This window comes from Enterobacter sp. Sphag1F, assembly GCF_014193275.1.
GTDB classification, from domain to species: domain Bacteria; phylum Pseudomonadota; class Gammaproteobacteria; order Enterobacterales; family Enterobacteriaceae; genus Pantoea; species Pantoea symbiotica.
Genome location: NZ_JACHZD010000006.1, coordinates 81,734 through 105,968, shown reverse-complemented (window position 1 = coordinate 105,968; position 24,235 = coordinate 81,734). Strand labels below are relative to the sequence as shown.

Sequence of the window (24,235 nt, the reverse complement as noted above, 5' to 3'; positions counted from 1 at the left end):
TGTCTCTGAAGTGAGAATCATATTTATTCCTTGTGAAAATTAAGTAAGTGGTAAAGCAATGCTCACCTTCAGCCCCGTCGCTGAGGACGTTGCTGCAGTGAGCTTCACTTGCCCTTTCATGCGCGTCACAATGGCGCTGACAATAGACAATCCCAAACCAGAGCCAGAAATATCGCTTCCTTCAATGCGATAAAATGCGTCAAATACCCGTTCTCTTTTATCAACAGCAATGCCCGGACCGCTGTCTTCAATATCGATAAACAGACAAGCTGCGCTGTGATTAATCGTAATATCCACCTTTCCTGCTAACGGCGTATATTGGATGGCGTTATGCACAATATTGCGTAATAACGTGTAGAGTTCCGATGGCCGGGCAATAATTGTCGCCTCGCTATTCCCCACCACGCCAATATCGATGGATTTCTGCTCCGCCAGCGGCAGCAAATCGGAAACCACCTGCTTAACCACCGTAAACACCGCGATGGATTCAACCGGCGGCAGGTTGCCCACTTCTCCGCTTTGCGCCCGGCTCAGGCTCAGCAACTGTTCAACCAGCGTGCTGGTGCGTTTCATCCCAGCGCGTAATTGCATTAACCGGGCGCGGCTCTCGGTAGAAAGATCGCTGGCATCCAGCCTTTCGGCCTGCAACATCAAGGCGGTCAGCGGCGAACGCAGTTCATGTGCCGCATCCGCCACAAATCGCCGCTGCCGCTCCACCGATTCCGCCGATCGTTGTAATAACTGATTGATGGCAGTGATAAACGGCGTGATCTCACGCGGTATAAATTCACTGCTTAACGCCATGCTCAGGCCATCGCGTTGCGCATCGACGGCATCCGCCAGCTTGCGTATCGGGCGAAAAATCTTTCTCACCAGATCGGCCACCAGATAGAGCAAAACTGGAAACAGAATGCAGAACGGCACCAGCGTGCGTAGCGCGGATGACAGCGCCACGCTCTGTCGCACCGAAGCCCGCTGCGCGACGGCCACACGCAGGCCATCATGCAACTCCTCAATTAGCACGCGATAGACGTGCCGGTTGATGCGCGTGGTGTAAAACCCGGCCGGCAGCGAGGCAAGCGAGGAAAAAGCATCTTGCGATACCGGTTCCATCCCTTGTGCCACGGGAAAGATGAAGTGCACGATAATGCGTGATGCCTCTTCATCCTGTAGCGGCGGACTAACGAAATTGCTGTTGCGCGGCGCGAGCAGATCATCTTTTGCCAGGCTGGCAATCTGCTGCAGCGATGAATCCTGCAGTTCGTGCGCTTCATCCCATGCCGAGAGAAAACCGAGAACGCCACACAGCAACGCAATGCCGACCACCGCCATACACAGAACAAATGACAGCCGGAATTGCGCGGAGTCGCTTAGTCTTTTTTTGAGACTTTCCATCCCACGCCCCGAATGTTTTTGATGGCGTCGCTGCCCAGTTTTTTCCGTAGCGCATGGATGAAATACTCCACCGCGTTGCTCTCAATCTCCTCGCCCCAGCCGTAGATTTTCTCCTCCAACTCGCTGCGCGAGAAAATCTGCCCCGGCTGCATCAGCAAAGCCTGCAACAACGCATACTCGCGGCTGGAAAGGGTGAATTTTTCCTCACGATCGCGATGCTGCACCTCGCGCGTGGCAGGATTGAGCATCAGCTCGCCATTGCTCAACAGCGATGTTGCATGCCCTGCTTTACGGCGCATCACCGCTCTGGCGCGCGCCAGCAGTTCGCTCATCTCAAAGGGCTTCAGCAGATAATCATCGGCTCCGGCATCAAGGCCGTGCAGGCGATCTTCCAGCGCATCCCGCGCCGTCACTACCACCAGCGGCACCTGATTGCCCGAACGCCGCACTTCATCGAGCACCTCAAAGCCATTTTTTGCCGGTAATCCGAGGTCAAGCAGCACCAGATCGTAGTCATGGGTTCTCAGGCTAAGTAATGCTTGTTCGCCATCACGCACCCAATCGGCGGCGTAAGAAGCATCCTTGAGCGCGGCTTGCACGGCGCAACCGATCATCTGGTCATCTTCAACCAGCAGCACCCTCATGGTTGATCCTGAGGTGAGGAGCGTGAAAACACACCCGAAACCACAATTAATGCCACCATCGCAATCAGGAAGATGAGGTTCACCGGCGTGGTGCCATAGCCGAGACCGCCCTGCTTAATCGGTTGTGAGAAGAGATCGGCCAGCGCGGCGCCAAGTGGCCTGGTCAGCACATACACGCACCAGAAACAGGCCACGGCGCTGATTGCCCGGATACGCCACAGGAAGCCGGAGATGGCGATCAGTACGGCGAACAGCATGGTGGTGGAGAGATAACCGAGGCCAAGTCGCTCTGCCAGGGCATCGCCCAACGCCGTACCAAAGGCAAAGGTGATCATGATGGCGAGCCAGTAATAGAGTTCACGGCTGGTGGTATTAATCGCAGCGAACTCCAGCGTGCCTTCCGAGCGATGCCAGAACATCAACACCATTAACAGCGCGGAGCCAAACATCGCCACGGAATAAAGTAGCGGCACTTGCATTTGGTCGGTTAAATAATCGGTGATTAAGGTACCGGTAATGCTGACTAATAAGACAGTGAGCCAGTAAAGCCAGGGAATATAACGCGGCGATTTAAGTTGAAAAATAAGCGCGACGACAAACAATCCGGCGGCAATGATTGAGGTATGTACCAGGCCAAAACCGAGACCAAAATTGATCCAGTCAGCACCGGTTTCACCTACTGTGGTAGACATCATTTTTAACGCCCAGAACAGCAACGTCGCCTGCGGCACTTTGGTTTTCAGGTCGGTCAAATTATCGGTCATGTGGACATTCCCCGTCAGCGTGTTAACCACACAATGCCGAGGTAAACTTAAAACTCCCTTAAAATGCGCAAAGAATTAATTTTCTGCCGCCTGATTTTTAATCTGATTTTAAGCTTCACGCCGATAGACGCTGTCAGCGCTGCGTTACCATGCAAAAACTGAGTGTAAAATAACCCTAAAAATCATTATTTTATTGGTTTATGACGGATTTGTGATAATGCTTAAGGTTCACTTAACCTTAGTTTCTTAAGCTTTCGCCATCTTCACACACATGGATTGAACAATGACGTTTTCGCTGCGCAAAAGACCGACGTTGAGTCGGCTCTCTTTTATTTCGCTTGTTTCTATTTATATCGCGGTCTTTTTGAACATAGCGTTTTATCGACAAGTGCTTGCTGCCATGCCGCTCGATAGCGTGCGCACCATTTTGGTATTCGCTTCAATGCCGTTAGTGGCATTTAGCGTAATCAATATTATTGCCACATTGGCCTCCTTTTTGTGGCTTGACCGCGTTATTCTTGCGCTCTTCATTTTAGCTTCCGCCGCTGCGCAATATTTTATCTGGACCTTTGGTATTGTTATTGATCGCTCGATGATCGTGAACATTATCGATACCACGCCGTCTGAATCCTTTGCTCTATTATCACCCAAGTTGATTATTACGCTGGGTTGTAGCGGGCTGCTGGCTGCCCTGTTAGTTTTCTGGATTCGCGTTAAAAACAGCAAACCTATCTGGAAAAGCATCGCCAAATGCGCGGCGTCAATTGTCGCGTCAGTAATCTGCATCGCCTTAGTCGCGACGTTTTTCTATAAAGATTACGCCTCGCTGTTCCGTAATCAAAAAGAGCTGATTAAATCACTCAGCCCTTCCAATTCGATTGTGGCAACGCTTTCCTGGTATAACCACAGCCGCACCGCCAATTTGCCGCTGGTGCAAATTGGTTTAGATGCCAAACAGAAGCCGGAGATGTTGGCGGGTCCAAAGCGTAACCTGACCATTTTGGTGGTGGGTGAAACCACGCGTGCGGTGAATTTCCAGTTGAATGGTTATCGACGCGAAAATACGCCATTGCTGGCGAAAGATGATGTCACCTATTTCCCGAATACACAGTCTTGCGGCACAGCCACGGCGGTCTCATTGCCTTGTATGTTCTCGAATATGCCGCGTGCGCATTATGACGATCAGCTTGCCAGCCATCAGGAAGGGATGCTCGATATTATCCAGCGTGCCGGTGTGCAGGTTTTATGGAATGACAATGATGGCGGCTGTAAAGGTGCCTGCGATCGCGTCCCGCATCAGGATATGAGCAGTCTGAATCTGCCAAATATGTGCCATGACGGAGAGTGTTATGACGACGTATTATTCCACGGTATTGAGGACTACATTAAAAACCTGAAAGGCAATGGTGTTATCGTGTTGCACACCATTGGTAGCCACGGCCCAACCTATTACAACCGTTATCCTGCGCAGTTTAAAAAATTCACTCCAACATGCGATACCAGCCAAATTCAGGATTGTTCGCAAGAACAGCTGGTTAATACTTACGACAACACCATTCTGTATATCGATTACATTGTGGACAAAGCGATTAATGTGCTGAAAGCGCATCAGGATGAATACACCACCAGCCTGGTTTATTTATCGGATCACGGTGAGTCGTTAGGGGAAAATGGTGCTTATCTGCACGGTATGCCGTATGCGATTGCGCCGGATGTGCAGAAACATGTGCCAATGCTGATTTGGTTATCACCGGATTATCAACAGCGCTATGGCGTGAGTAAAAGCTGTCTAGATAAACAAGCGGCGCATCAGGGTTATTCGCAGGACAATCTGTTCTCCACCATGCTCGGTTTAACGGGTATTCAGACCCCTGAATATCAACCTGCGGACGATATTCTCAGCGCCTGCCGGGCCGCACATTGATGAAATGGATGATCGTTGCAGCCGATGAGCGGCTGATGCAAGAGCTGCAAGTCGTGCTGCAACGCAATGGCTGTGACGGTGATTCCACCGTCCAGCATCTCGAAGCCGGTTCATTAGAGGAGATGCTTGCGCGGGTTCACGCGCTATTTAACGCGCAACAGAAAATTGAAACAGACTGCGTGGAAGTCGGTGAATTTACCCTGCAACTCTCCAGAAAAATGGTCTGGCGCGCCGGTAAACCGCTGGAGTTAACGCCGAAAGAATTCGTTATTTTATCGCGTTTGATGCTGGCGAAAGGCGAAGCGGTTCAGCGTGACACCTTGCTAAAAGATATTTATCAATGGGCAACAGAACCGGCCACCAATACGTTAGAGGTACATATTCATAATCTGCGCGAGAAAATAGGCAAGGCGTATATTAAAACGCTGCGTGGCGTAGGTTATCGGTTCATTGTGCAGGGAAAGTAAAACCGTGCGGTCGCCATAAATGGCGACCCTACAAGGGATTGGAGCGTTTTTCGTAGGGTGCGCATTCATGCGCACCTGCATACATACGCAAATCAATGCTGAACTGAGCGGTATAACTCTTAAGGTTTGTTAATTAGAAAAACTTAAGTAATACTGACATTTCATCCAGATCGTATTCCAGGGAGGAATAGATGTCTTCATTCCCTTACTACATCGCCATCTTATTGATTATCTGCGTAACCTTTATCTCTTTCAGCTTGATGTTAGATCTCTTCGAGATGCGCGAATGGATGCATCACACCACGCATTTTCTAGAAACAACCCTTAAAGATTCTGATACGCCTTAAGCAGGTGACCGCATCACGCTGCCACGCGGTCCGCGCCCAACAAATCCAGTATCCGGCTGCGCAACGCCACCAGCTGCGGGTCGTCACGGCGGCGCGGCCACGGCAGATTAACCTCGATCACATCCACCACTTTTGCTGGTCTTGGGCTGAACACCACCACGCGATTCGCCATCACCAGCGCTTCTTCTACATCGTGCGTCACCATCAGCGTGGTGAACTGCTGCTCCCGCCACAGATCGACAATCTCCTGCTGCATACGCAAACGCGTCAATGAATCGAGCTTGCCGAGCGGTTCATCCAGAATCAATAAACGCGGCACGTTAACCAACGCGCGGGCCAACGCCGCACGCTGCGCCATACCGCCGGAGAGCTGATGCGGCCAGGCGCGGGCGAACTGCCTGAGGCCGACGCGATCCAGCATCGCGTTAATCCGCTGCTCGCGCTGCGGGCGACTCTCTCCGCGAATCTGCAAACCGAGGCCGACGTTGTCATAGACAGTGCGCCAGGGATAGAGCGTGGGATCCTGAAACACCACCACGCGCGACGGATCGGGCGCAGTAATCGCTTTGCCCTCTTCCGCCAGTAACCCGCTGGCGGGCGGTTCGAGCCCGGCCAGCAGGCGCAGCAGCGTCGATTTTCCACAGCCGGATGGCCCCAGCAGCGCGACAAATTCACCCGCCTTCACCTGCAAATTAATATTCTCCAGCACCGGTAAATCTTCGCCTTCTAAGGTGAAGTGATGATTAACCTTCTCAATCGCAATATTAACGCCCGCCGAGGTTGATGCCATATTTTCGCTCCTGCTTGATATGCTAAGAAATAAAGCATAAGCCGCGACTTTCCCACTTCGAAATAGTCATTCCGGCAAACCTATCCGCAAATATTCATAATGAAAAACTGCATGATGTCATGCGGGATTGTTATTTGGTCGCGCTTATTGCCTTTGCCATAGTGCCTGAGAACTTTATCTACAAGGAAGACAGGATGGCATTTCAACAATTCTCTCTGAGCCGCCGCGCGTTATTACGTGGGCTGGGTCTCTTTAGTGCCGGCGTGGCGGTGAATCCGTTGCTGAGCAGCAAGGTGTTTGCCGACGATAAATCCCTCAAAACCATCAAGCTGGCCTGGGGACAAACCGCAGTATGTCAGTCACCGATTTCGGTGGCGCTGAAGCAAGGTTTCTTTAAAAAGTACGGATTGAATGTTGAGCCCGTGAACTTTAGCGGGCCAACCGATGCACTGTTACAGGCGATTGCCACCGGTCAGGCCGATGGCGGTATCGGCATGGCGCTGCGCTGGCTGAAGCCGCTGGAACAGGGTTTTGATGTTGATCTCACCGTCGGCACGCACGGCGGTTGCATGCGTTTACTCGCCCCGCAGAACAGCGGCATCCGCGATGTGAAAGATTTAGTGGGTAAATCGGTGGCGGTGAGCGATCAGGCCAGCCCGATTCGCAACTTCTTCGCCATTCAGCTGGCGAAACAGGGCATCGATCCTGATAAGCAGGTCAACTGGCTGCAATATCCGCCCGACCTGTTTGGCGAAGCGCTGCGCAAAGGTGAAGTGCAGGCGCTGGCCACCGACGATCCGCAGGGCTGGCTGCTGAAGAAGCAGCACGATCTGGTGGAAGTGGATAACAACCTGAAAGGCGAATACGCCAGCCTCACCTGCTGCGTGCTGGGCCTGCGCGGCTCGCTGGTGCGTGACGATCCCGTCACCGCGCGCGCCATCACCCAGGCGATTGTCGATGCGCAGCAGTGGACCGCAGAACATCCTGAAGAGACGGCGAAAATCTTCCAGCCCTTTGTGCCGGGTTCCGTTGCGGTGGAGGACATTGCCGCGATGCTGAAAGAGCACACCCACAGCCATCACTCCACCGGCGTGCAGCTGCGCAAAGAGGTGGCGGTGTATATCGATGAGCTGAAGAAAATCAACGTGATCCGCCCGGATACCGATGCGCAACGCTTTGCCGAGCACTATGTGCCGGAGCTGCTGCCGGCAGAATCTGCCCATCAGCACGCCAGCAACATGGCGCACATGAGCAACATGTCCAGCTAAGGAGACGAGAATGGCCAGTGAAACCCTGACGATTGCCCGCAACCGTGACGTGCCGCGCCGTATCCAACCGGCGGTTTGGGGTGCGCTCCTGATGTGGTGGGCGCTGGTAGCGCTGATGGTGGCGGTACCGGATAAGCCGCAGGGTTTTGCCGCCCCGCGCTTTGTAAATGAAACGCATGAGTTGTTCGCCGCCATCGCGCTCATTCTCACCGGGTTAGCGATTGCCTCAGGCCTGTTCCCGCGATTAACGCTACTCGCGCCGCTTAAGCGCAGCGGTCCGTGGCTAATTGTGCTGGCGCTGCTGATTGGCCTGTGGGAAACCGTCACCGGAAAACTGGCGCTGCTGCCTGCGCCATTCTTCGCCCCGCCGCGTGCGCTGGTGGAAGCCTACGCCACCGACTGGCCGCGTTTGCTGGATAGCGTGCTCAATTCGCTGCGTCTGCTGGCTTTCGGCTTTATCTTCGGCAGCGTGGTCGGCTTTATTACCGGCGTGGCGATTGGCTGGTCGCGCGGCTTGGGTTACTGGGTGCATCCGATTCTGCGTTTCCTCGGCCCGGTACCTTCGACTGCGCTGTTGCCGCTGTCGCTCTACTTCTTTCCGTCGAGCTTCTCGGCAGCGGTATTCCTGATCGCGCTGGCGACCTGGTTCCCGGTGACGGTGCTGACCTGGTCGGGCGTTTCCAGCGTTGATACGCGTTATTACGATGTGGCGCGCACGCTCGGTGCCAATTCGCTGTTCCTCGTGTTGCGCGTAGCGGTGCCTGCTGCACTGCCGCACCTGTTTGTCGGCCTGTTTATGGGCCTGGGCGCGTCGTTCTCGGTGCTGGTGGCGGCAGAGATGATGGGCGTGAAGTCCGGACTCGGCTGGTATTTGCAGTGGGCGCAAGGCTGGGCGGCTTACGCCAATATGTATGCCGCGCTGATTGTGATGGCGCTGCTGTTCTCTTCGCTGATCTCCCTGCTGTTCCTGGTACGCGATCGCCTGCTGTCATGGCAGCGCAGCGCGGTGAAATGGTAATTATCGTTGGGTCGCCACTCATGGCGACCGCCCCCACACATGAGGTCGATTATGGCTGCAAAAATTTCTGCTTCTATCACCGAACTGATTGGCAATACGCCGCTGCTGCGCCTGTCACGCTATGCGCAGCAGCAGGAGATTCAGGCGGATTTGGTCGCCAAACTCGAACTGTTTAACCCCAATCACAGCGTCAAAGATCGCATCGCTCTCAGCATGATTGAAGCCGCCGAACGCAACGGCATTATCCAGCCCGGCGATACATTGGTTGAAACCACCAGCGGCAACACCGGCATTGGTTTAGCGGCAATAGCGGCGGCCAAAGGCTACAAATTTCGCGTCTACATCAATGATTTCGTCAGTATTGAACGCAGCCAGATTATTCAGGCATACGGCGCTGAAGTGGTGCCGTTCAGCACCATTGAAGGATTTAAAGAGTTCTACGACGCCAGCAACGGCGATTTTGTTGCAGCCACTAAATGGCTGGCCGAGCAGGTTACTGCGGCGGAACCGGAAGTGCATTTTCTGCTGCAGCTGGATAATCCGGCCAATCCGGCGGTGCATGAGCGCACTACCGGGCCAGAGATCTGGCGCGACAGCGGCGGCGAGCTGGACATTTTTATCGCCGCCGTCGGTACCGGCGGCACTCTCTCCGGCACCGGACGCTATCTCAAACAGCAGCATCCAGGTTTGCAGGTGATCGCCGTCGAGCCGGGCGTGGGTTCACAACCGAGCGAACTGCGCCCTGATCCGCTGGAGATCACCGGCGTACATGCGTTCAGCAACCAGACGCCGGAGCGCATTCCTGCCAATCTCGATCACCGCGTTTATGATGAGGTGATTGCGGTGGAAACCTGGCAGGCGTACACGGCGGCACGCCAGCTGGCGCTGAGCGAAGGCGTGCTGGTGGGCGATTCGTCCGGCGCGGTGTTGTGGGCGGCACAACAGGTCGCGGCGCGACCAGAGAATCGCGGCAAGCGTATTGTGGTGTTGCTGGCCGATGGCGGCAGCAGCTATTTGACCACCCAACTGTTCGCGCATCAGGTGCCAGCGGAATCGCTGAAGCTGGCGAGCGCCGTGCAAACCTCGAGGAAAATCGCCTGAAAATAATACGCAATACATTGCCTCTGTATGAAGGTGCGCATGAATGCGCACCCTACGAAAAACCTTGCCAAACAGCTGTAGGGTCGCCATTCATGGCGACCTGGCTTTTCCCACTAAACCAACACGTTGCTGGTAATCCCTTTAGCAAACAACAGCGGATCGGTTTCCGGTCGTAACACGTTGATCGCCTTTAAATCGCGCGCGTACACGTCGATCTCATTCACAAATGCGTTCCCCACCGAATAGTGTCCGTGCGTATGGGTTTTCAACACGCGGGCGATCTCCTGCGGCGTGGTGTTGAGCGCCTGGCCGTTAAACTCGCTGCCAATCGCTTCCGGGTGTTTGGCCGCATAGGCATGTGCCTGCAAAATCGCGTGGGTGATCGCCGCCGCCACTTCCGGCTGCTCGCGAATCAAGCTGCCGCGCGTGCCCACCACACAGCAACTCAGTTTGGCGTACTCGTCCATTAAGTTGGTGCCAATCTCGCGGTAGCCCGGCTTCTGGGTTAAGCGCCACATCACCGGATCGGAACCGCTGGCGGCCTGAATCTCGCCCTTCTCCAGCACCATCGGCAGCAAATCCTGCGGGAACACGCGCCAGTCGACATCGGTATTGGGATCGACGCCGTGCTTTTTCAGCATCAGCGAGAAGAAGTTTTTATCCGCGCCCGCCATGTCAGTAACGCCAATGGTTTTGCCTTTCAATTGTTCCAGCGTGGTTGGCCCGCCATCGCGCGCCAGCAGGCGCATACAGCCGCCGTGCGTGCCCGCAGTAAGTTTCACATCAAAGCCTTGTTCCAGCGCTTTCAACCAGCGTAGCGCCATGCCGATGGCGGCTTCGGCTTTGCCAGTGGCGATGGATTCCAGCAGCAATTCGGTTGAATTGCCGAAGTTAACAAACTCCACTTCCAGGTTGTGCGCTTTAAAGAAGTTATGCTGATCGGCCACCACCACCGGCGCAAGGCAAATGGCGTTGAGATTCACCGCCAGACGCACATGCGTCGGCTTCGCCAGCGCCCATTTTCCGGGGCCCTCTTGCAGTAAATCGCCAGGCATCTGCATGCCCGCCATATGATCATCGGCAAACACGCGGCCCGGTAACGTTGCCGCCATCGCCGCGGCGGCTGAATATCCCAGAAAATGCCGACGGGAAACTAAATAATTATTTGGCATTAAATGACTCCCAAAAATAAATGCAGGTGAAGGTGTTGATCCTAATTAATGGCTTGCGCAGAAACAGCCATTGCAAATTAACACTTCAACCGGCGGCAGAATTATGCCGATTCCGCATGTATATAGCCGGTTTATTGCTTTTACAGCGGTGACAGAACAGGAAACAATTAAGCCTGATTTAATAAGGGGATTAAGAACGCATGGCTAATAACCCGCCCTTTCTGGCTGAAATATTGCCGGTGATTATTCAGGCCTTGGAAAAAGACGCTGAAGAGGTCGATCGCAGCGGCGAATTTCCCAAAACGGCTTTTAGCGTGTTGCAGCAGCATGGCTTGCTGCACTTCGTATTGCCGACGGCGTCGGGCGGCAGCGGCGGCGATCTGCTGGCAAGCCAGGCGATTATTCAGGCCGTGGCGCGTGGCGAACCTTCTGCCGCGCTGATCCTCATCATGCAATATCTCAACACGCGTCGCCTCGACGACACCTCAAACTGGCCAGACGCGGTGCGCCGCAAGGTAGCGGAGAGCGTGATTCGCGATGGTGCGCTTATTAACGCGCTGCGCGTCGAACCGGAATTAGGCACGCCAGCGCGCGGCGGATTGCCCGCCACCCGCGCACGCCGCACCGCTGAAGGCTGGCGCATCAGCGGCGAGAAGATTTACTCCACCGGCAGCCATGGGCTGAGCTGGTTTTTGGTCTGGGCCAGCAGCGACGATGTCGATCCACTGGTCGGCGGCTATCTGGTACCGGCCAACACGCCCGGCATCCACATCATTGATGAGTGGGATCATCTCGGCATGCGCGGCACCTGTAGCCATCGCGTAGTGCTGGACGATGTGCTGATCCCGCTCGATCACGCGGTAAACGTTGCGCCGTGGAGCACGCCGCGACCCGGCCTCAACGAAGAGGAATCAGTGTGGATGGCGGTGCTGCTCGGTTCGCTGTATGACGCCATTGCGCATAGCGCGCGCGACTGGTTTATCGGCTTTTTGCAGCAGCGCGTACCGGCCAATCTTGGCGCCCCGCTGGCATCATTGCCGCGCTTTCAGGAGCTGGTTGGCCGCATCGATACGCTGCTGTTTACCAGTCAAATCCTGCTGAGCAGCGCTGCTCACGGCCACGTTGCCGGCGGACATGCCGCACAAATCAAACAGGTGGTGACCGAAAACGCCATTCGCAGCGTGCAGCTGATGGTAGAGAGCATCGGCAATCACGCACTGACGCGCCACCATCCGTTACAACGTCACCTGCGTAACGTGCTGTGCGGCCGCATTCATACGCCGCAGGACGACGCCATTTTCACTTCCGTGGGCAAATCCGCCCTTTCTGCTGAGAGGAGTACATCATGACGCTGGAATTTATTGGTCTGGTTGGCGCGCAGGAGAGCAGCGAATCGCTGGCGGCGCACGGGCCGACTGTCGATGTGCCGTTTATCAAAGCCTTTTCCCACGCGCAGGAGTACGCCGGTTTTGACAAGGTGCTGCTGGCGGTGAATACCCGTGCGCCGGATTCGATGATCATCGCCAGTTATGTTGCGGCTTTTACAGAAAAATTGGGCTTGCTGGTGGCGCATCGACCCGGCTTTCAGGCACCGACCTTTGCCGCCCGCCAGTTTGCCACGCTCGATCAGCTCAGCCGGGGACGCGCGGCCATCAATGTGATTACTGGCGGCGACAGCGGCGATCTGCAGCGCGACGGCGATTTCCTTAGCAAAGATGAGCGTTATGCGCGCACCGGCGAGTATCTGGACATCATGAAACTGACGTGGGAATCGCGTACGCCGTTCCGCTATGACGGCAAATTTTACCAGGTGGAAGATAATCTCACCGAGGTTAAACCCTGGCAGCAGCCGCGCGTGCCGGTTTATTTCTCCGGCGCTTCAGAAGCCGCCATCAATATCGCCGCGCGTCACGCCGACGTTTATATGATGTGGGGCGAACCGCTGGAGCAGGTGAAAGCGAGAATTGAGCAAGTGCGTGCGGCAGCGAAGAAATATGGCCGCGATAAACATATTCGTTTCAGCCTATCGCTGCGCCCGATTCTCGGCGATAGCGATGAACAAGCCTGGGCGCGCGCCAATCGTCTGCTGCGGGATGCCCAGGCCAACATTGGTGGCAAAGCGATTCAGCCTGATAGCAATACCGGATCGCAGCGGCTCTATCAGCTCGCCACCGCGCGCAAAGTTTACGATAGCTGCCTGTGGACGGAGATCGCGGCGCTGTCGGGCGCGGCGGGCAATTCCACCGCGCTGGTGGGTTCAGCGGATACCGTGGCCGATGCCGCGCTGGAGTATTACAAGCTCGGCATCACCACGTTCCTGTTCCGTGGATTTGATCAGCTGCGCGATGCCACCGATTACGGACAACATTTGTTGCCGCGCATCCGTGAGCGGGTGAAGGCGTTAGCGGCCGCAGCGTGAGATGTTTCGTAGGGTGCGCATTTTTGCGCACCTGGTCACCATAAATGGCGCCCCTACGATGCGACGCCGCACCAGCGCACTAACGTCAATGCGATGGCTTTGGTGCAGGCCACCAGATCGGCGATCGGGACATGCTCGTTGGGTTGATGCGACATCGCTGGATCGCCGGGACCAAAGTTCACCGTTGGCGTCTGCCCCAGCGTGCTCGGCAAGCCAATGTCGCTATGCGCACCAAATCCGGCCAGCTGCGGATTGAGTGCCGCATCGGTTACGCCCTGCTGGAAGGTGGTGACAAATGGGTGCTCCGCCGCAATTTCGGCGCAATCGGCATCCAGAATCCATTCAACTTTGGCCGGATGTTGCGCCAGGTAAGGATCGAGCGCGCAGACTTTGGCAACATGCGCCTCAATCTCTTTTTTGACGTGTCCGCCCAACCCCATTTCATCCTTCTCGGCTGGCAGATACTGCACATCAATCACGATTTCGGCGCGGCCTGCAATCGAGGCCGGATGTTCACCGACCTTTAACTGCGTAACGATAATCTGGTTAGGTAATTCCATTAGCGGATGATTTTTGCTCGGCTGCGTCTGCCAGCGGCGATTCAGTACATCAAGGCCGTCGAGCATCTGGCGACAGAGCGTCACCGCATCCACCGGACCGCTGCTGTCCCAACTGTTAGGCGTCAGCTCCGCGTGGCCGCCGATGCCGTCGAGAATAATGCGACCCCACAAGATGCCGTGGCAGATGGGCGAGATGCGATTAGCGGTCGGTTCCGTCATGATGCCGGCATCGGCTCTGAATCCGCGATCGACCATCGCCAGCGATCCCATGCCGCCAATCTCTTCATCCACCACGGTGGTAAACACCACGTCACCCGCCAGACGAATATCGAGATCCTGTAATAACTCCACCGCCATCAACATGCAGGCCACGCCGCCTTTCATATCTACTGCGCCGCGACCGTACACCGCCGCGTTTTTGATCTCCGGCACGAAAGGATCGGTGAGCCAATGTTCCGGTGGGCCCGGCGGCACGACGTCGATATGGCCGGTGAGCATCAGCGATTTGCCGCCGCCCGCGCCGGTTAAGGTCCCGCCGAGATTGGGGCGACCTTCAAAAGTGCGGCCTTTATTGGCGCCTGGTCGGCCCTGATATTTGGCGTAGAGCGCCGGGCCATCCGGGTCCCAGAGATCGGTTTCCATACCCAGCGATGCCAAACGCTGTTGCAGATAGAGCTGGCAATCGCGCTCGCCCGGCCCGGCTTCACGCGGATCAACTTTGACGATGGAGGGAAACGCCAGCAGATCGCACAGCGTGTTAGCGATGCGTTCGGCGCTCGCCTCAACGTGCGCGCTGATTTGTTCAGTCAGATTCATTTGTTATCTCCGATAGATAAAAAGTCGTTGTGCCATCAATACGATAATCAACAGAATGCCCACCACGCCGAGTTGCCAGACGCTATTTAGTCCCAGCTGCAACATGCAGGTTTTGATGGTGACCAGCATCAACGCGGCGGCTAAGACGCCGATCACGCTGCCGCGCCCGCCAAAGATCGCCACGCCGCCGAGTAGAGCCGCAGTGAGAGATTCGAGCTCCAGATTGACGCCGATTTCTGGTCGTGCGCTGCCCAGCCAGCTCAGCGAAACAAATCCCGCACAGCCCGCCAGCAAGCCGCTCAGGCAGTAAGCGAGAAAGCGCAGGCGATCGACCGGAATGCCAACCAGCCGCGTGGCGTGTTCGTTGAAGCCACAGGCGTAAATCCATTTGCCCCACGCGCTTTTGCTGAGAATCAGCCAGGCGATCAGGAAAGCCGGGATCACGCAGGTGAGAAAAGGTAAAGGAATAAAGAACTGCGCGCCGCGTCCCCATTGCGTCAGTTCCGCAGGCACGCCTGCGACGGCGGCTCCACCGGTTAGCGCCAGCGCGAGTCCGGAAAACAAGTAGAAGCTGCCAAGCGTAACGATCAGCGGCCAGAGACGCAGCCGCGCGATCAGCCAGCCGTTAATCGCGCCCGCCAGCGTGCCGGTGATCAGGCAAATCAGCGGCAGCCACAGCGGATTGATGCCCTGATTGAGTACCAGCATGCCAATCACCGCCGAGAGCGACACGTTGCCGCCCACCGAGAGATCGATGCCGCCACCACCGCTCATCACCACCAACGATTGGCCGAGCGCCACCAGCGACAGCAAGGTTGCGAACTGCAGAATCGAGGTGATTGACCAGGCAGCCAGCATCTGCGGCAGCACCAGCACAATGCCGATAGCCAGCAGCAGCCACAGCGCGCTGAGCAGCGTCAGATCGGGAGATTTGCGCCACAACGTCATGCGATCCTCCTGAAGGCAAAAACGCGCCCGCTTGCCGCTTCACTGCTCAGCACGATCAACAGCACCGCGCCGGTGACCACGGTTTGCCACAGCGACGGAATGCCCACCAGCAGCAAGCCGTTTTGCAGAATGCGTAGCAGCAGCACGCCAAGCAACGTGCCCAACAAACTGCAGGACCCGCCGGTAATGCGCGTGCCGCCCAACACCACCGCAGCGATGGCTTCCAGCGCCAGACTGCCGCCGACCGTCATTTCGACGTTGCGATAGGTGGCGATGTAGCAGGTCGCAGCGATGCCGCACAGCAGGCCGCTGATCATAAAGGTCGCGATGCGCACCTGCGTGACCGGAATGCCCGCCAGTCGCGCTTTCTCCTCCGAGTTGCCCGCCGCCAGCAGCCACAAACCGTAAGGCGTGTGACGTAACACCAGCCAGACGCCAGCCCACACCAGCACGATGATCCACGCCATCACCGGTAATCCCAGCAGCGGATGCATCAGGCCGCTGGTTAAGCTACCGGGCAATCCCGATAACCACTGTCCGCCGAGCAGCGCAAACAATCCGGTGCGCCACACGCCGAACAGACCAAGCGTGCCAACAATCGCCGGGATGCGGCCCATCACCACCACCAGCGCGGTGATTAAACCGAGTAGCAAGCCGAGCAGCGGACCGCCGATTGCCGCCAGCCACGGCGATTGCAGCAGCAACAGCTGGCCGACGCCCCATGCGGCAACGCCCATCACCACGCCAACCGAAACATCAACGCCGCCCATAGCGATCACCAGCGTCATGCCCAGCGCAATCAGCAGCAGTTCACTGCTGTTGCGCAGAATGGTGAGCAGGTTATCGACAGTGGCGAACCAGGGTGAAAACCAGGAAAAACCGGCGCTGGCTAACAGGGCAATCGCCAGCAAGGCGATCTCCCGTGAAGTCATGTGCATGCGAAGCCCCGTTAGAATTTGAACTGATCGACATTCTCTTTGGTGAACACCGCTGGCGAACCGAGCAGCAGCACGCCGGTTTTGCTGTCAAACTTCACCGGTTCGGCGAAGCCCGGCACGCGGTTTTCGGCGCTGAAAGCTTTGCCATCAATCAGCTGTTTGCCCGCCCAGACGGTGAGATAGCCGAGCTTCTCCGGATCCCATAACACGGTGTAACCAAAGGCCCCGCTTTTCAGATAGGCGCGCGCGGTGTTCGGGCTACAGAAACCACTGCCGATCACCTTGCCATTTTTACCTGCGGTCTCAATCGCCTGCGCCACGCCAGGGCAAGTGGTGGAGGCCATGGCGATCAGGCCTTTGATATCCGGATTGGCCGACATCAAATCGGTGGCGATCTGCGCCGCGCGGCTGGCGGAGCCGCCAGCGTATTGCGGTTTCAGCAAAGTGATATGGGGATATTTGCTCTTCACGCGCTGTTGCATATAGCCAATCCAGCTGTTGAGGTTGGAGGCGGTGGCTTCGCCGGAGACGATGCCGATTTTTCCGTGATCGCCGACACGCTTGACCATCTCATCAATGATGGTGTCACCTAAACCCTGATCGGTGGCCTGCGCCACGTAAACCGGACGTCCGCTGTCAGGCGCGTCGCTGTCGCTGGTAAACAGATGCACATTGTTGGCTTTCGCCTGCGCCAGCACTGGCGCGATGCTTGACGCATCGAGCACGCTGATGCCAATCGCATTCACCTTCTGCGCAATCAGGTTCTGCACGATCTGCAATTGATCCATCGGATTGGTATCCACCGGACCGCTATACACGAACTCAACGCCCAGATCGCTGGCCGCGCGTTTACCGCCCGCTTCCATCGCCTGAAAGTAGGGAATGCCGATAATCTGCGGCACAAAGGCCACTTTCTCGGCGGCGAGGGCAAAACCTGAAAACAGTAATGAGAGAGAACAGACTGCAGTGGTGATTCGACGCATCTTTATTTCCCCTGGGTTAATGGCATAACAATTACTGGTTCTCAAAGGCGCGCGCATCGGGATGCGCGCCGGTAATTAATGAAACGATTTCATCGGGCGAGGTTTCGGCGTGACGGCGCTCGGCAATTTTTCGCCCACGGCGAAACACCACCATGCGATCGGCAACCGCGAACACATCGCTGATGTTGTGGCTGATCAGCACCACCGCGCAGCCGCGTGCGGCGAGTTTTCGCGTCAACTGCAAAACCTTCTGCGTTTCGGCTACCGCCAGCGCGGCGGTCGGTTCATCCATGATCACCAGCTGCGCGTTGAGGTTGAGCGCGCGACAGATCGCCACTGCCTGGCGCTGTCCGCCGGAAAGGCTGCCAACCGAGGCTTCGGCATCGGAGATGTGCGCATCAAGATCCTTTAATAGCTGATCGACCTGCTCGCGCATTTCCCTGCGGCGCAGAAAAGGAATGCCCAGCACGCGCCGCTTGAGTTCACGGCCTAGAAATACGTTTTCCGCGATGCTGAGGTTCTCCGCCAGCGCCAGCTCCTGATAAATGGTGGCGATGCCGTGTTCGGATGCCTGGCGCGGCGAGGTGAATTTTACTGCTTTGCCATCGATCCACAGTTCGCCATCGCTGGCGCTGTAGGCGCCCGACAGCACTTTGGTGAAGGTCGATTTCCCTGCGCCGTTGTCGCCCAGCAGCGCCAGCACTTCACCGCGATGGATGCTGAGATTGACCTGATTAAGGGCGGTTAAGGCGCCAAAGCGTTTGCAGATGTTGCGCGCTTCAATAAAACAGCTGCTCATCTCGCCTCCCCGCCGCTGAGATAGGCGGCGCTGTGGAAATCGATTTCCCACTGCAGCACCTGCGCGTAGAGATCGGACAAGCGCTGCTTTTCCTCTTCCGCCAACGCCAGCGCAGTGCGATCCAGCTCGGTTTTCAGCCACAGCGCCTGCTGGTAAAACTCCTGTTCGGCATGCATATCGACCCAATGACGAATGTCGTCATCCAGCAGCGGCTGGGCACTGACGCGCGCGCACCAGTGGTAATACATCCACTCGGCACCAAACATCAGCGTGAGGATTTCGGCAAAACTGCCCTGCTTTGCCACGGTAAACATGCCATCGCGGAACGCGGTGACGCCGGGCAGATCGTCGGGATAATCCATTGGGTTGATGTTGCGGCGCGCCAGCACCTCCTCAAACCAGGCGATTTGCGTGTCCACCAGCGCATTCAACACACCGATTAACCAGCGCTGCTGACGGATATCCGGCGCTTTGCTCACCGCCAGCGCGAAGATATTGATGGCGGTGGCGACGAAGTTGCCTTCGAATACCAGATAGCGATTGAATACCGCATCTGGCAGCTGATTACGCTCGATATCCAGCACAAACGGATGCTGCTGCATCGCCTGCCACAGTTTGTCGTGCTGCTGCAAAAGCTGGTCAGTGAAACTGTTCATTACGCGTCCTCCAGCGCCGCTTGCGCTACGGACATAAAGTGCTTCACGCGTTCCAGCTCAACCTCGTTCCACCAAACGCCGTCGACTTTCAGGGTGCTGGCGACGATCACACCTTGGGTGCGACCCAGAATCTGGCAAACGTTGGCGGGCGTGACGCCGGAACCGACCAGCAGCGGCAGCTCGGTGGCGGCGCGGATTTCGTCGATCTCATCCAGCGTGGCGCTGTCGCCGGTGCGTTGTCCGGTGGCGATCACCGCATCGGCTTCAAAGAAATCGACGTCGCGCGTCAGCTCCTGGATCGAACGGTCGGCAACAATCGCGTGGCTACCGTGTTTGACGTGGCTGTCGGCAAACACGCGGATATGTTCGGCGCGCAGCTGGCTGCGATAGCGCAACGCTTTCGCCGCCGCGCCTTCAATAAAGCCTTCGTTGGCGATATAGGCGTTGGCCCACTGATTAACACGCACAAAATCCGCGCCACCGGCTAAGGCGGTAGCAAAGGCCGGAATGGCGGCGTTCGCCAATACGTTAATGCCTAACGGCACGCCAAAACGCTCGCGAATCTTTTCGGTGATCACCGCCATAAAGGCAGCGGTTTCCGGTCCAATATCGTCCGGTTTGGCAAAAGGAATATCACCGTGGTTTTCAATAATCAAACCGTGCACGCCACCGGAAATATAATTATCGGCATCGCGTAGCGCACGATCAATAATTGCCGAAAGCGGTTTACCTCGATATTTAGGCGCACCCGGAAAAGCATCGCAATGCACCACACCAATCACAGCTTTCTTTCTGGAAAAAATATCTTGTATTGCGCTGGTTTTTCCTGCTGATATAGAAACCATCTTCTCCACCTTATTAACGAGAACCATTATGCAAATTTATGTTGCAGGGAATATTGTTGTTGATGAAACCTGGTCGATTGGCGACTTGCCGCAAAAAGGCGCGTCGATTCACGGCGTAAAAACCTCGCAGGATATAGGCGGCAAAGGCGCTAATCAGGCGATTGTTATTGCACGTTGTGGTCTCGAGACAAAATTAATTGCCGCAATCGGTCACGACAGTAACGGGCAATGGCTGCGTGAAAAAATAGCGCATGAGCCGGTTAAACTATATCCCACTGAATATTATTCACCACACAGCGACTCCTCAATTATTCTCAACAGCAGCGATGGCGACAATGCCATTATTACCACTACCGCAGCGGCAGATGCATTAACCGTCGAACAGATGTTGCCTTATTTCGCCGATGCAAAGAAAGGCGATATATTGCTGCAACAGGGCAACTTCTCGGTTGAGAAAACCCGTCTTCTTTTTATGTGGGCAAAAGCCAACGGCATGAAAACGGTATTTAATCCCTCGCCGGTCAATCCTGACTTCGCCCAACTTTGGCCGCTGGTGGATATCGCGGTGGTTAACCAGCTGGAAGCTGAGCTGCTGCAACCGGCTGGCGTCAGCAGCTTAGTGATCACCCAAGGCGCGCAAGGTGCATGGCTGATCACGGAAACCGAGCGCCACTTCTGTCCGGCATCACCGGTCAACGCGCTGGACAGCACCGGCGCGGGAGATACCTTCCTCGCCGTGCTGCTCGCCTCCTCGCTCCTGCGCGGCGTGGAGCCCGATGCGCTTTCCCTGCAGCATGCCAGCCAGGCTGCCGCTATTACCGTGAGTCGTACCGGCACCGTTAACGCTTTTCCCAACCAGCAGGAACTCGCTGCGCTGCTGGCCACGCGCAGCGAGTGATTTCTTACTTAAACAGCGGACGGTAGGTATCAACGTTCGCTTTGGTTACCACGGTGGCCGGCACCAGAATGGTTTTGCTCACCGTTTTGCCTTCAGAGAGCGCGTTGAGGGCTTTCAGCGCCTCTTCACCCATCTTTTTCGGATCCTGCTGCAACACGGCGGTGACGTAGCCGCCATCAATACCGCTAATGGCTTTGGCCGTCAGATCCCAGCCAAATACTTTGATATCTTTCTGGCGGCCCTGGTTTTCAACTGCCGCAATCGCACCCAGCAATGCCGGTTCTCCGGTGGCGTAAATCGCGGTTAAATCAGGGTTACCAGTAATCAGGTTTTCCGCAGCCGTCATGGCGTTGTCCTGAATATTCTGGCCATCCACCACATCGGCGACGGTGATTTTGCTGTTGCTTTTAATCGTCTCCTCGAAGCCTTTCTGGCGCTGGTTCTGAATTGCCGAGTTCAACGCGCCAACAATGCCGAGACGCGCTTTTCCGCCCATCTCTTTCGCCACGTAATCGACGAAATATTTACCGAGGATTCTGCCGCCTTCGAGATTATCTACGCCAACCTGTGCCGCTTGTGGACCGGCCGGTAATACCGCATCAATGGCAATGACAGGAATTTTAGCGGCGGCGGCTTCTTTAATGGCGGGCATAATGCCGTTGACGTCTATCGCATCAACCAAAATACCTTTCACACCTTGCTGAATATAGTTTTCAATCGCATCGTTCTGCGCCACCGGATTATCGGTCGCGTTAAAGATAACCAGATCTTTACCGCTGGCTTTTGCGGCTTCTTGTGCGCCCTGGTTCATCAGATTAAAAAACAGCGCCTGCTGATTAATTTGCACCAATGCATAAGTCGGCGCGGCCTGCGCCAGGGAGAAAAATGAACCCGCAGAAATTAAGGTGGAAGCCAAAACCAATGAACGCAGTTTTCCGGTGAAAGATAACATCATGGTGTTCCTCGTCGGGAATAAATAATAATCAGCGTTTCCCAGCGTTAAGACACTGAGATTATTTTTGGCGGGCAAATATCGATGGTGAGATTAAAGCGACCTGCTTAAGTTTGTTTCGGTAACCCATCCGCTAGGAATACCTGGTGAAATAACTTAAGTCGGTTTGGGAATAAATTCCCGGTAATGCGGTAAACTGTGCATACAATTCGCTGAGTAACTTTTTTTGTCAAGTGTTTATTTGGTTGACGATGTGCAATGATTAAGTCTTGTGAAGGAGCAGGTCACCATAAATGGCGACCCTACGAATGTAAAACGCGGTTTTGTAGGGTCGCCATTAATGGCGACCTTACGGCTACCTTGCAGCAACCACAAGATGATCCAGATGGCGAGGAACATGAATTCAAAACGCGTGTTGTTATCCGACGTGGCACAACTAGCCGGGCTTTCCAAAGCCACGGTCTCTCGCTATATGAATCACAGCATCGTTTTGCCGCAGGAGACGATTGACCGCATCGAAGCGGCGATTCGCCAACTCGATTATCGCGGCAACAGCCTGGCGCGACGTCTGAGCAAAGGCGGCAGTGAAACCCTGGGTTTGGTGCTGCCCGATATCACCAACTCCTTCTTTGCCGAACTGGCCGATGCCGCAGAAGAAGCGGCCTCAGCGCGCGGTTACAGTTTGGTGTTGTGCATCACCCGCAATAATCCCGACAAAGAAGCGCAGTTCATTCGCTGGCTGGATACGCGTCAGGTTGATGGCCTGCTGTTCACCACCAACCGACCGGATAACGGCGTGTTGCGTAAAGAGATTCAGCGCCATCAGCATATCGTGTTGCTGGATGAGGATATTCCCGGCAGCAGCGTGCCTAAAGTGTTTGCCGATAACGTACAGGGCGGACGCATCGCCACCGAACAGCTGATCGCCGCTGGACATCGTCATATCGCCTTTATTGGTGGCCCGGAACAGTTGATGAGCGTGCGCGAACGTTATCTCGGCTTCTGCACCGCCATGAAGCAGGCCGGTTTGTCGGTTCCTGCCGAATGGGTGATGTACGGCAACTACGAACGTGAGTTTGGCCAAAAGGCTTTGCAGCGGCTATTCAGTCAGTCGCCTCGCCCTTCTGCGGTGTTTGCGGCCAGCGATTATCTGGTGCTGGGATTGCTGGACGGTTTGCGCGCCAGTGGCTTACAGGCACCGGAAGCGCTTTCGCTGGTCGGCTTTGATGATGCCAACTACACCGACCTGACGCAGCCGCGTATCTCCACCATTCGCCAACCCGCGCGGGAACTGGGTTATACCGCCGTGGACATTATGCTGCGCCTGCTGAATTACGACGTGAATATCCCGCTGGAAACACGCTTACCCGTTGAATGGGTGGGACGCGATTCGATCCAAATCCGCCTGCCCTGATCCACGATGGCGCAAAATTGCACAGATTTGGCGCAAAAGTTGATCAATGAAGCGATGTTCAGTACTTCGAAGTAAACCGGTTTACTCAACAATAAAATTTTAACCTGCTGAATCTTCTTGCGTTTAATGCAGACTAAACTGACTAAATTCTAACCTGGCACAGAAGCTGCAACGTTCTCAGCGGCAAACAAATATCGTTGTACCCCATTGCTCTGGAAGTGCGGCCAGTGATTTAACTGACAGGTAAACCGGTTTACTAGACTGTAAATCGTGTCAGTTAAGCCATTTTCGCGTTAACAGGCAAAGTTCCCGGCAACCGATTGGGAGTGTTCAGATGCAGCAGCCACACGCTACCCCAGCGCGGGTAGAGATGATTAACATCACCAAAACTTACGGTTCGATACGATCCTTGCGCGGCGTCAATCTGCAACTGGCGCCAGGCGAAGTGCTGGGCTTAGTCGGCGACAACGGCGCGGGTAAATCGACGCTGACCAAAGTGCTTTCTGGCGCGGTGGTGCCCACCAGCGGCAGCATTCGCATTGACGGTGAACAGCAACACTTCACCAATCCAGCCGATTCGCGCCGCTGCCATATCGAAATGGTCTACCAGGATCTGTCGCTGTGCGACACGGTGGACGTCGCCGGAAACCTGTTTATGGGACGCGAGCCAATGAAAAGCGTGCTCGGCATTCCCTTTCTCGATCAGGCGAAAATGCACGCCGAAGCGCGTGAGATGCTGAAGGGTTTGGGCATTTCGATTCCGGACACGCGTTTGCTGGTACGCAATTTGTCGGGCGGACAACGTCAGGCGATCGCCATTGCGCGTGCCGCCGCATTCGAACCCAAAGTGCTGATCATGGATGAACCGACCGCCGCATTAGCGGTGGCGGAAGTGGAAGCGGTGCTGGAGCTGATCCGCCGTGTCTCAGCGCGCGGTGTCAGCGTCATCCTCATCACCCATCGCCTGCAGGATCTGTTCCTGGTATGCGACCGCATCATGGTGATGTACGAAGGCACCAACGTGGCGGATCGGAGCGTGGCGGATACCAGCCTAGGCGATATCGTTAATTTGATCGTGGGTGAGAAATTTACCGCTCACTCAGCGGCTGCACACTGA

The 24,235-nt window shown here is 55.7% G+C and carries 23 protein-coding genes; 10 read left to right on the top strand and 13 right to left on the bottom strand.

Going from position 1 to position 24,235, the window contains the following annotated elements; genetic code table 11:
* Positions 1 to 39 precede the first annotated feature (39 nt).
* From FHW71_RS18780 to FHW71_RS18770, 3 genes are read right to left on the bottom strand one after another with little or no spacing between them, the layout of a single operon-like run.
* Positions 40 to 1,395, bottom strand: a complete 1,356-nt coding sequence (locus FHW71_RS18780) for an ATP-binding protein (RefSeq protein WP_179452730.1) — start codon at positions 1,393 to 1,395, stop codon at positions 40 to 42.
* Complete coding sequence (locus FHW71_RS18775; RefSeq protein WP_154183508.1) at positions 1,371 to 2,039, bottom strand: response regulator transcription factor; 669 nt, start codon at positions 2,037 to 2,039, stop codon at positions 1,371 to 1,373. The genes FHW71_RS18780 and FHW71_RS18775 overlap by 25 nt, the downstream gene beginning before the upstream one ends.
* Positions 2,036 to 2,803, bottom strand: a complete 768-nt coding sequence (locus FHW71_RS18770; RefSeq protein ID WP_179452731.1) for a hypothetical protein — start codon at positions 2,801 to 2,803, stop codon at positions 2,036 to 2,038. Before FHW71_RS18770 ends, FHW71_RS18775 begins: the two co-directional genes overlap by 4 nt.
* Positions 2,804 to 3,086: 283 nt before the next feature.
* Between FHW71_RS18770 and eptA the strand changes: the two genes are divergently transcribed.
* Both eptA and FHW71_RS18760 read left to right on the top strand, forming a co-directional pair.
* Positions 3,087 to 4,727: a phosphoethanolamine transferase EptA gene (eptA, locus tag FHW71_RS18765; RefSeq protein WP_179452732.1), complete on the top strand. Its 1,641-nt coding sequence runs from the start codon at positions 3,087 to 3,089 to the stop codon at positions 4,725 to 4,727.
* Positions 4,727 to 5,194 carry a winged helix-turn-helix domain-containing protein gene (locus FHW71_RS18760; RefSeq protein ID WP_179452733.1) on the top strand — a complete coding sequence of 156 codons (468 nt, stop codon included), beginning with the start codon at positions 4,727 to 4,729 and terminating at the stop codon, positions 5,192 to 5,194. Before eptA ends, FHW71_RS18760 begins: the two co-directional genes overlap by 1 nt.
* Before the next feature lie 360 nt (positions 5,195 to 5,554).
* Here FHW71_RS18760 and FHW71_RS18755 read toward each other — a convergent pair whose 3' ends face one another.
* Positions 5,555 to 6,331 carry an ABC transporter ATP-binding protein gene (locus FHW71_RS18755; RefSeq protein ID WP_179452734.1) on the bottom strand — a complete coding sequence of 259 codons (777 nt, stop codon included), beginning with the start codon at positions 6,329 to 6,331 and terminating at the stop codon, positions 5,555 to 5,557.
* 194 nt (positions 6,332 to 6,525) lie between these two features.
* Between FHW71_RS18755 and FHW71_RS18750 the strand changes: the two genes are divergently transcribed.
* Genes FHW71_RS18750 through FHW71_RS18740 form a run of 3 tightly spaced genes read left to right on the top strand, consistent with a single transcriptional unit; the run spans position 6,526 to position 9,718 of the window.
* Positions 6,526 to 7,599 (top strand): ABC transporter substrate-binding protein, encoded by a 1,074-nt coding sequence (locus FHW71_RS18750; protein WP_179452735.1) that lies wholly within the window; start codon positions 6,526 to 6,528, stop codon positions 7,597 to 7,599.
* A 10-nt stretch (positions 7,600 to 7,609) separates the two neighbouring features.
* Complete coding sequence (locus FHW71_RS18745) at positions 7,610 to 8,617, top strand: ABC transporter permease subunit (RefSeq protein WP_179452736.1); 1,008 nt, start codon at positions 7,610 to 7,612, stop codon at positions 8,615 to 8,617.
* Positions 8,618 to 8,668: 51 nt separating this feature from the next.
* On the top strand, positions 8,669 to 9,718 hold the full coding sequence (locus FHW71_RS18740; RefSeq protein ID WP_179452737.1) for a pyridoxal-phosphate dependent enzyme: 1,050 nt from the start codon (positions 8,669 to 8,671) through the stop codon (positions 9,716 to 9,718).
* Between the two features lie 113 nt (positions 9,719 to 9,831).
* On the opposite strand, the gene FHW71_RS18735 is transcribed toward FHW71_RS18740, so the two are convergent.
* Entirely contained in the window at positions 9,832 to 10,890 is a 1,059-nt protein-coding gene (locus tag FHW71_RS18735) for an ABC transporter substrate-binding protein (RefSeq protein ID WP_179452738.1), read from the bottom strand.
* Between the two features lie 200 nt (positions 10,891 to 11,090).
* Here FHW71_RS18735 and FHW71_RS18730 point away from each other — a divergent pair, with 200 nt between their 5' ends.
* Together FHW71_RS18730 and FHW71_RS18725 are read left to right on the top strand one after the other, a co-directional pair.
* Entirely contained in the window at positions 11,091 to 12,239 is a 1,149-nt protein-coding gene (locus FHW71_RS18730) for an acyl-CoA dehydrogenase family protein (RefSeq protein WP_179452739.1), read from the top strand.
* The gene (locus tag FHW71_RS18725; RefSeq protein ID WP_154183494.1) at positions 12,236 to 13,309 is read left to right on the top strand and encodes an LLM class flavin-dependent oxidoreductase; all 1,074 of its coding nucleotides are present in this window, start codon (positions 12,236 to 12,238) and stop codon (positions 13,307 to 13,309) included. Before FHW71_RS18730 ends, FHW71_RS18725 begins: the two co-directional genes overlap by 4 nt.
* Before the next feature lie 53 nt (positions 13,310 to 13,362).
* On the opposite strand, the gene FHW71_RS18720 is transcribed toward FHW71_RS18725, so the two are convergent.
* The 7 genes from FHW71_RS18720 to FHW71_RS18690 are packed head-to-tail and all read right to left on the bottom strand — an operon-like array spanning position 13,363 to position 19,854.
* Positions 13,363 to 14,685, bottom strand: a complete 1,323-nt coding sequence (locus FHW71_RS18720) for an ArgE/DapE family deacylase (protein ID WP_154183492.1) — start codon at positions 14,683 to 14,685, stop codon at positions 13,363 to 13,365.
* Positions 14,686 to 14,688: 3 nt separating this feature from the next.
* Positions 14,689 to 15,633: an ABC transporter permease gene (locus FHW71_RS18715; RefSeq protein ID WP_179452740.1), complete on the bottom strand. Its 945-nt coding sequence runs from the start codon at positions 15,631 to 15,633 to the stop codon at positions 14,689 to 14,691.
* Positions 15,630 to 16,571, bottom strand: coding sequence for an ABC transporter permease (locus FHW71_RS18710; protein ID WP_179452741.1), 942 nt, complete (start codon positions 16,569 to 16,571; stop codon positions 15,630 to 15,632). The genes FHW71_RS18715 and FHW71_RS18710 overlap by 4 nt, the downstream gene beginning before the upstream one ends.
* A gap of 11 nt (positions 16,572 to 16,582) precedes the next feature.
* Complete coding sequence (locus FHW71_RS18705; protein ID WP_154156791.1) at positions 16,583 to 17,554, bottom strand: autoinducer 2 ABC transporter substrate-binding protein; 972 nt, start codon at positions 17,552 to 17,554, stop codon at positions 16,583 to 16,585.
* Positions 17,555 to 17,585: 31 nt separating this feature from the next.
* Positions 17,586 to 18,353: an ATP-binding cassette domain-containing protein gene (locus FHW71_RS18700; protein WP_101761367.1), complete on the bottom strand. Its 768-nt coding sequence runs from the start codon at positions 18,351 to 18,353 to the stop codon at positions 17,586 to 17,588.
* The gene (locus tag FHW71_RS18695) at positions 18,350 to 19,009 is read right to left on the bottom strand and encodes a TenA family protein (protein WP_179452742.1); all 660 of its coding nucleotides are present in this window, start codon (positions 19,007 to 19,009) and stop codon (positions 18,350 to 18,352) included. The genes FHW71_RS18700 and FHW71_RS18695 overlap by 4 nt, the downstream gene beginning before the upstream one ends.
* On the bottom strand, positions 19,009 to 19,854 hold the full coding sequence (locus FHW71_RS18690; protein WP_154194436.1) for a BtpA/SgcQ family protein: 846 nt from the start codon (positions 19,852 to 19,854) through the stop codon (positions 19,009 to 19,011). The genes FHW71_RS18695 and FHW71_RS18690 overlap by 1 nt, the downstream gene beginning before the upstream one ends.
* Before the next feature lie 28 nt (positions 19,855 to 19,882).
* Here FHW71_RS18690 and FHW71_RS18685 point away from each other — a divergent pair, with 28 nt between their 5' ends.
* Positions 19,883 to 20,752, top strand: a complete 870-nt coding sequence (locus FHW71_RS18685) for a PfkB family carbohydrate kinase (RefSeq protein WP_179452743.1) — start codon at positions 19,883 to 19,885, stop codon at positions 20,750 to 20,752.
* Positions 20,753 to 20,756: 4 nt separating this feature from the next.
* Here the strand turns inward: FHW71_RS18685 and FHW71_RS18680 are convergent, their stop codons facing one another.
* On the bottom strand, positions 20,757 to 21,707 hold the full coding sequence (locus FHW71_RS18680) for a substrate-binding domain-containing protein (protein WP_179452744.1): 951 nt from the start codon (positions 21,705 to 21,707) through the stop codon (positions 20,757 to 20,759).
* A gap of 382 nt (positions 21,708 to 22,089) precedes the next feature.
* On the opposite strand from FHW71_RS18680, the gene FHW71_RS18675 reads away from it, so the two are divergent.
* Together FHW71_RS18675 and FHW71_RS18670 are read left to right on the top strand one after the other, a co-directional pair.
* Entirely contained in the window at positions 22,090 to 23,118 is a 1,029-nt protein-coding gene (locus tag FHW71_RS18675; protein ID WP_179452745.1) for a LacI family DNA-binding transcriptional regulator, read from the top strand.
* 370 nt (positions 23,119 to 23,488) lie between these two features.
* Positions 23,489 to 24,235 (top strand): ATP-binding cassette domain-containing protein, encoded by a 747-nt coding sequence (locus FHW71_RS18670; RefSeq protein ID WP_179452801.1) that lies wholly within the window; start codon positions 23,489 to 23,491, stop codon positions 24,233 to 24,235.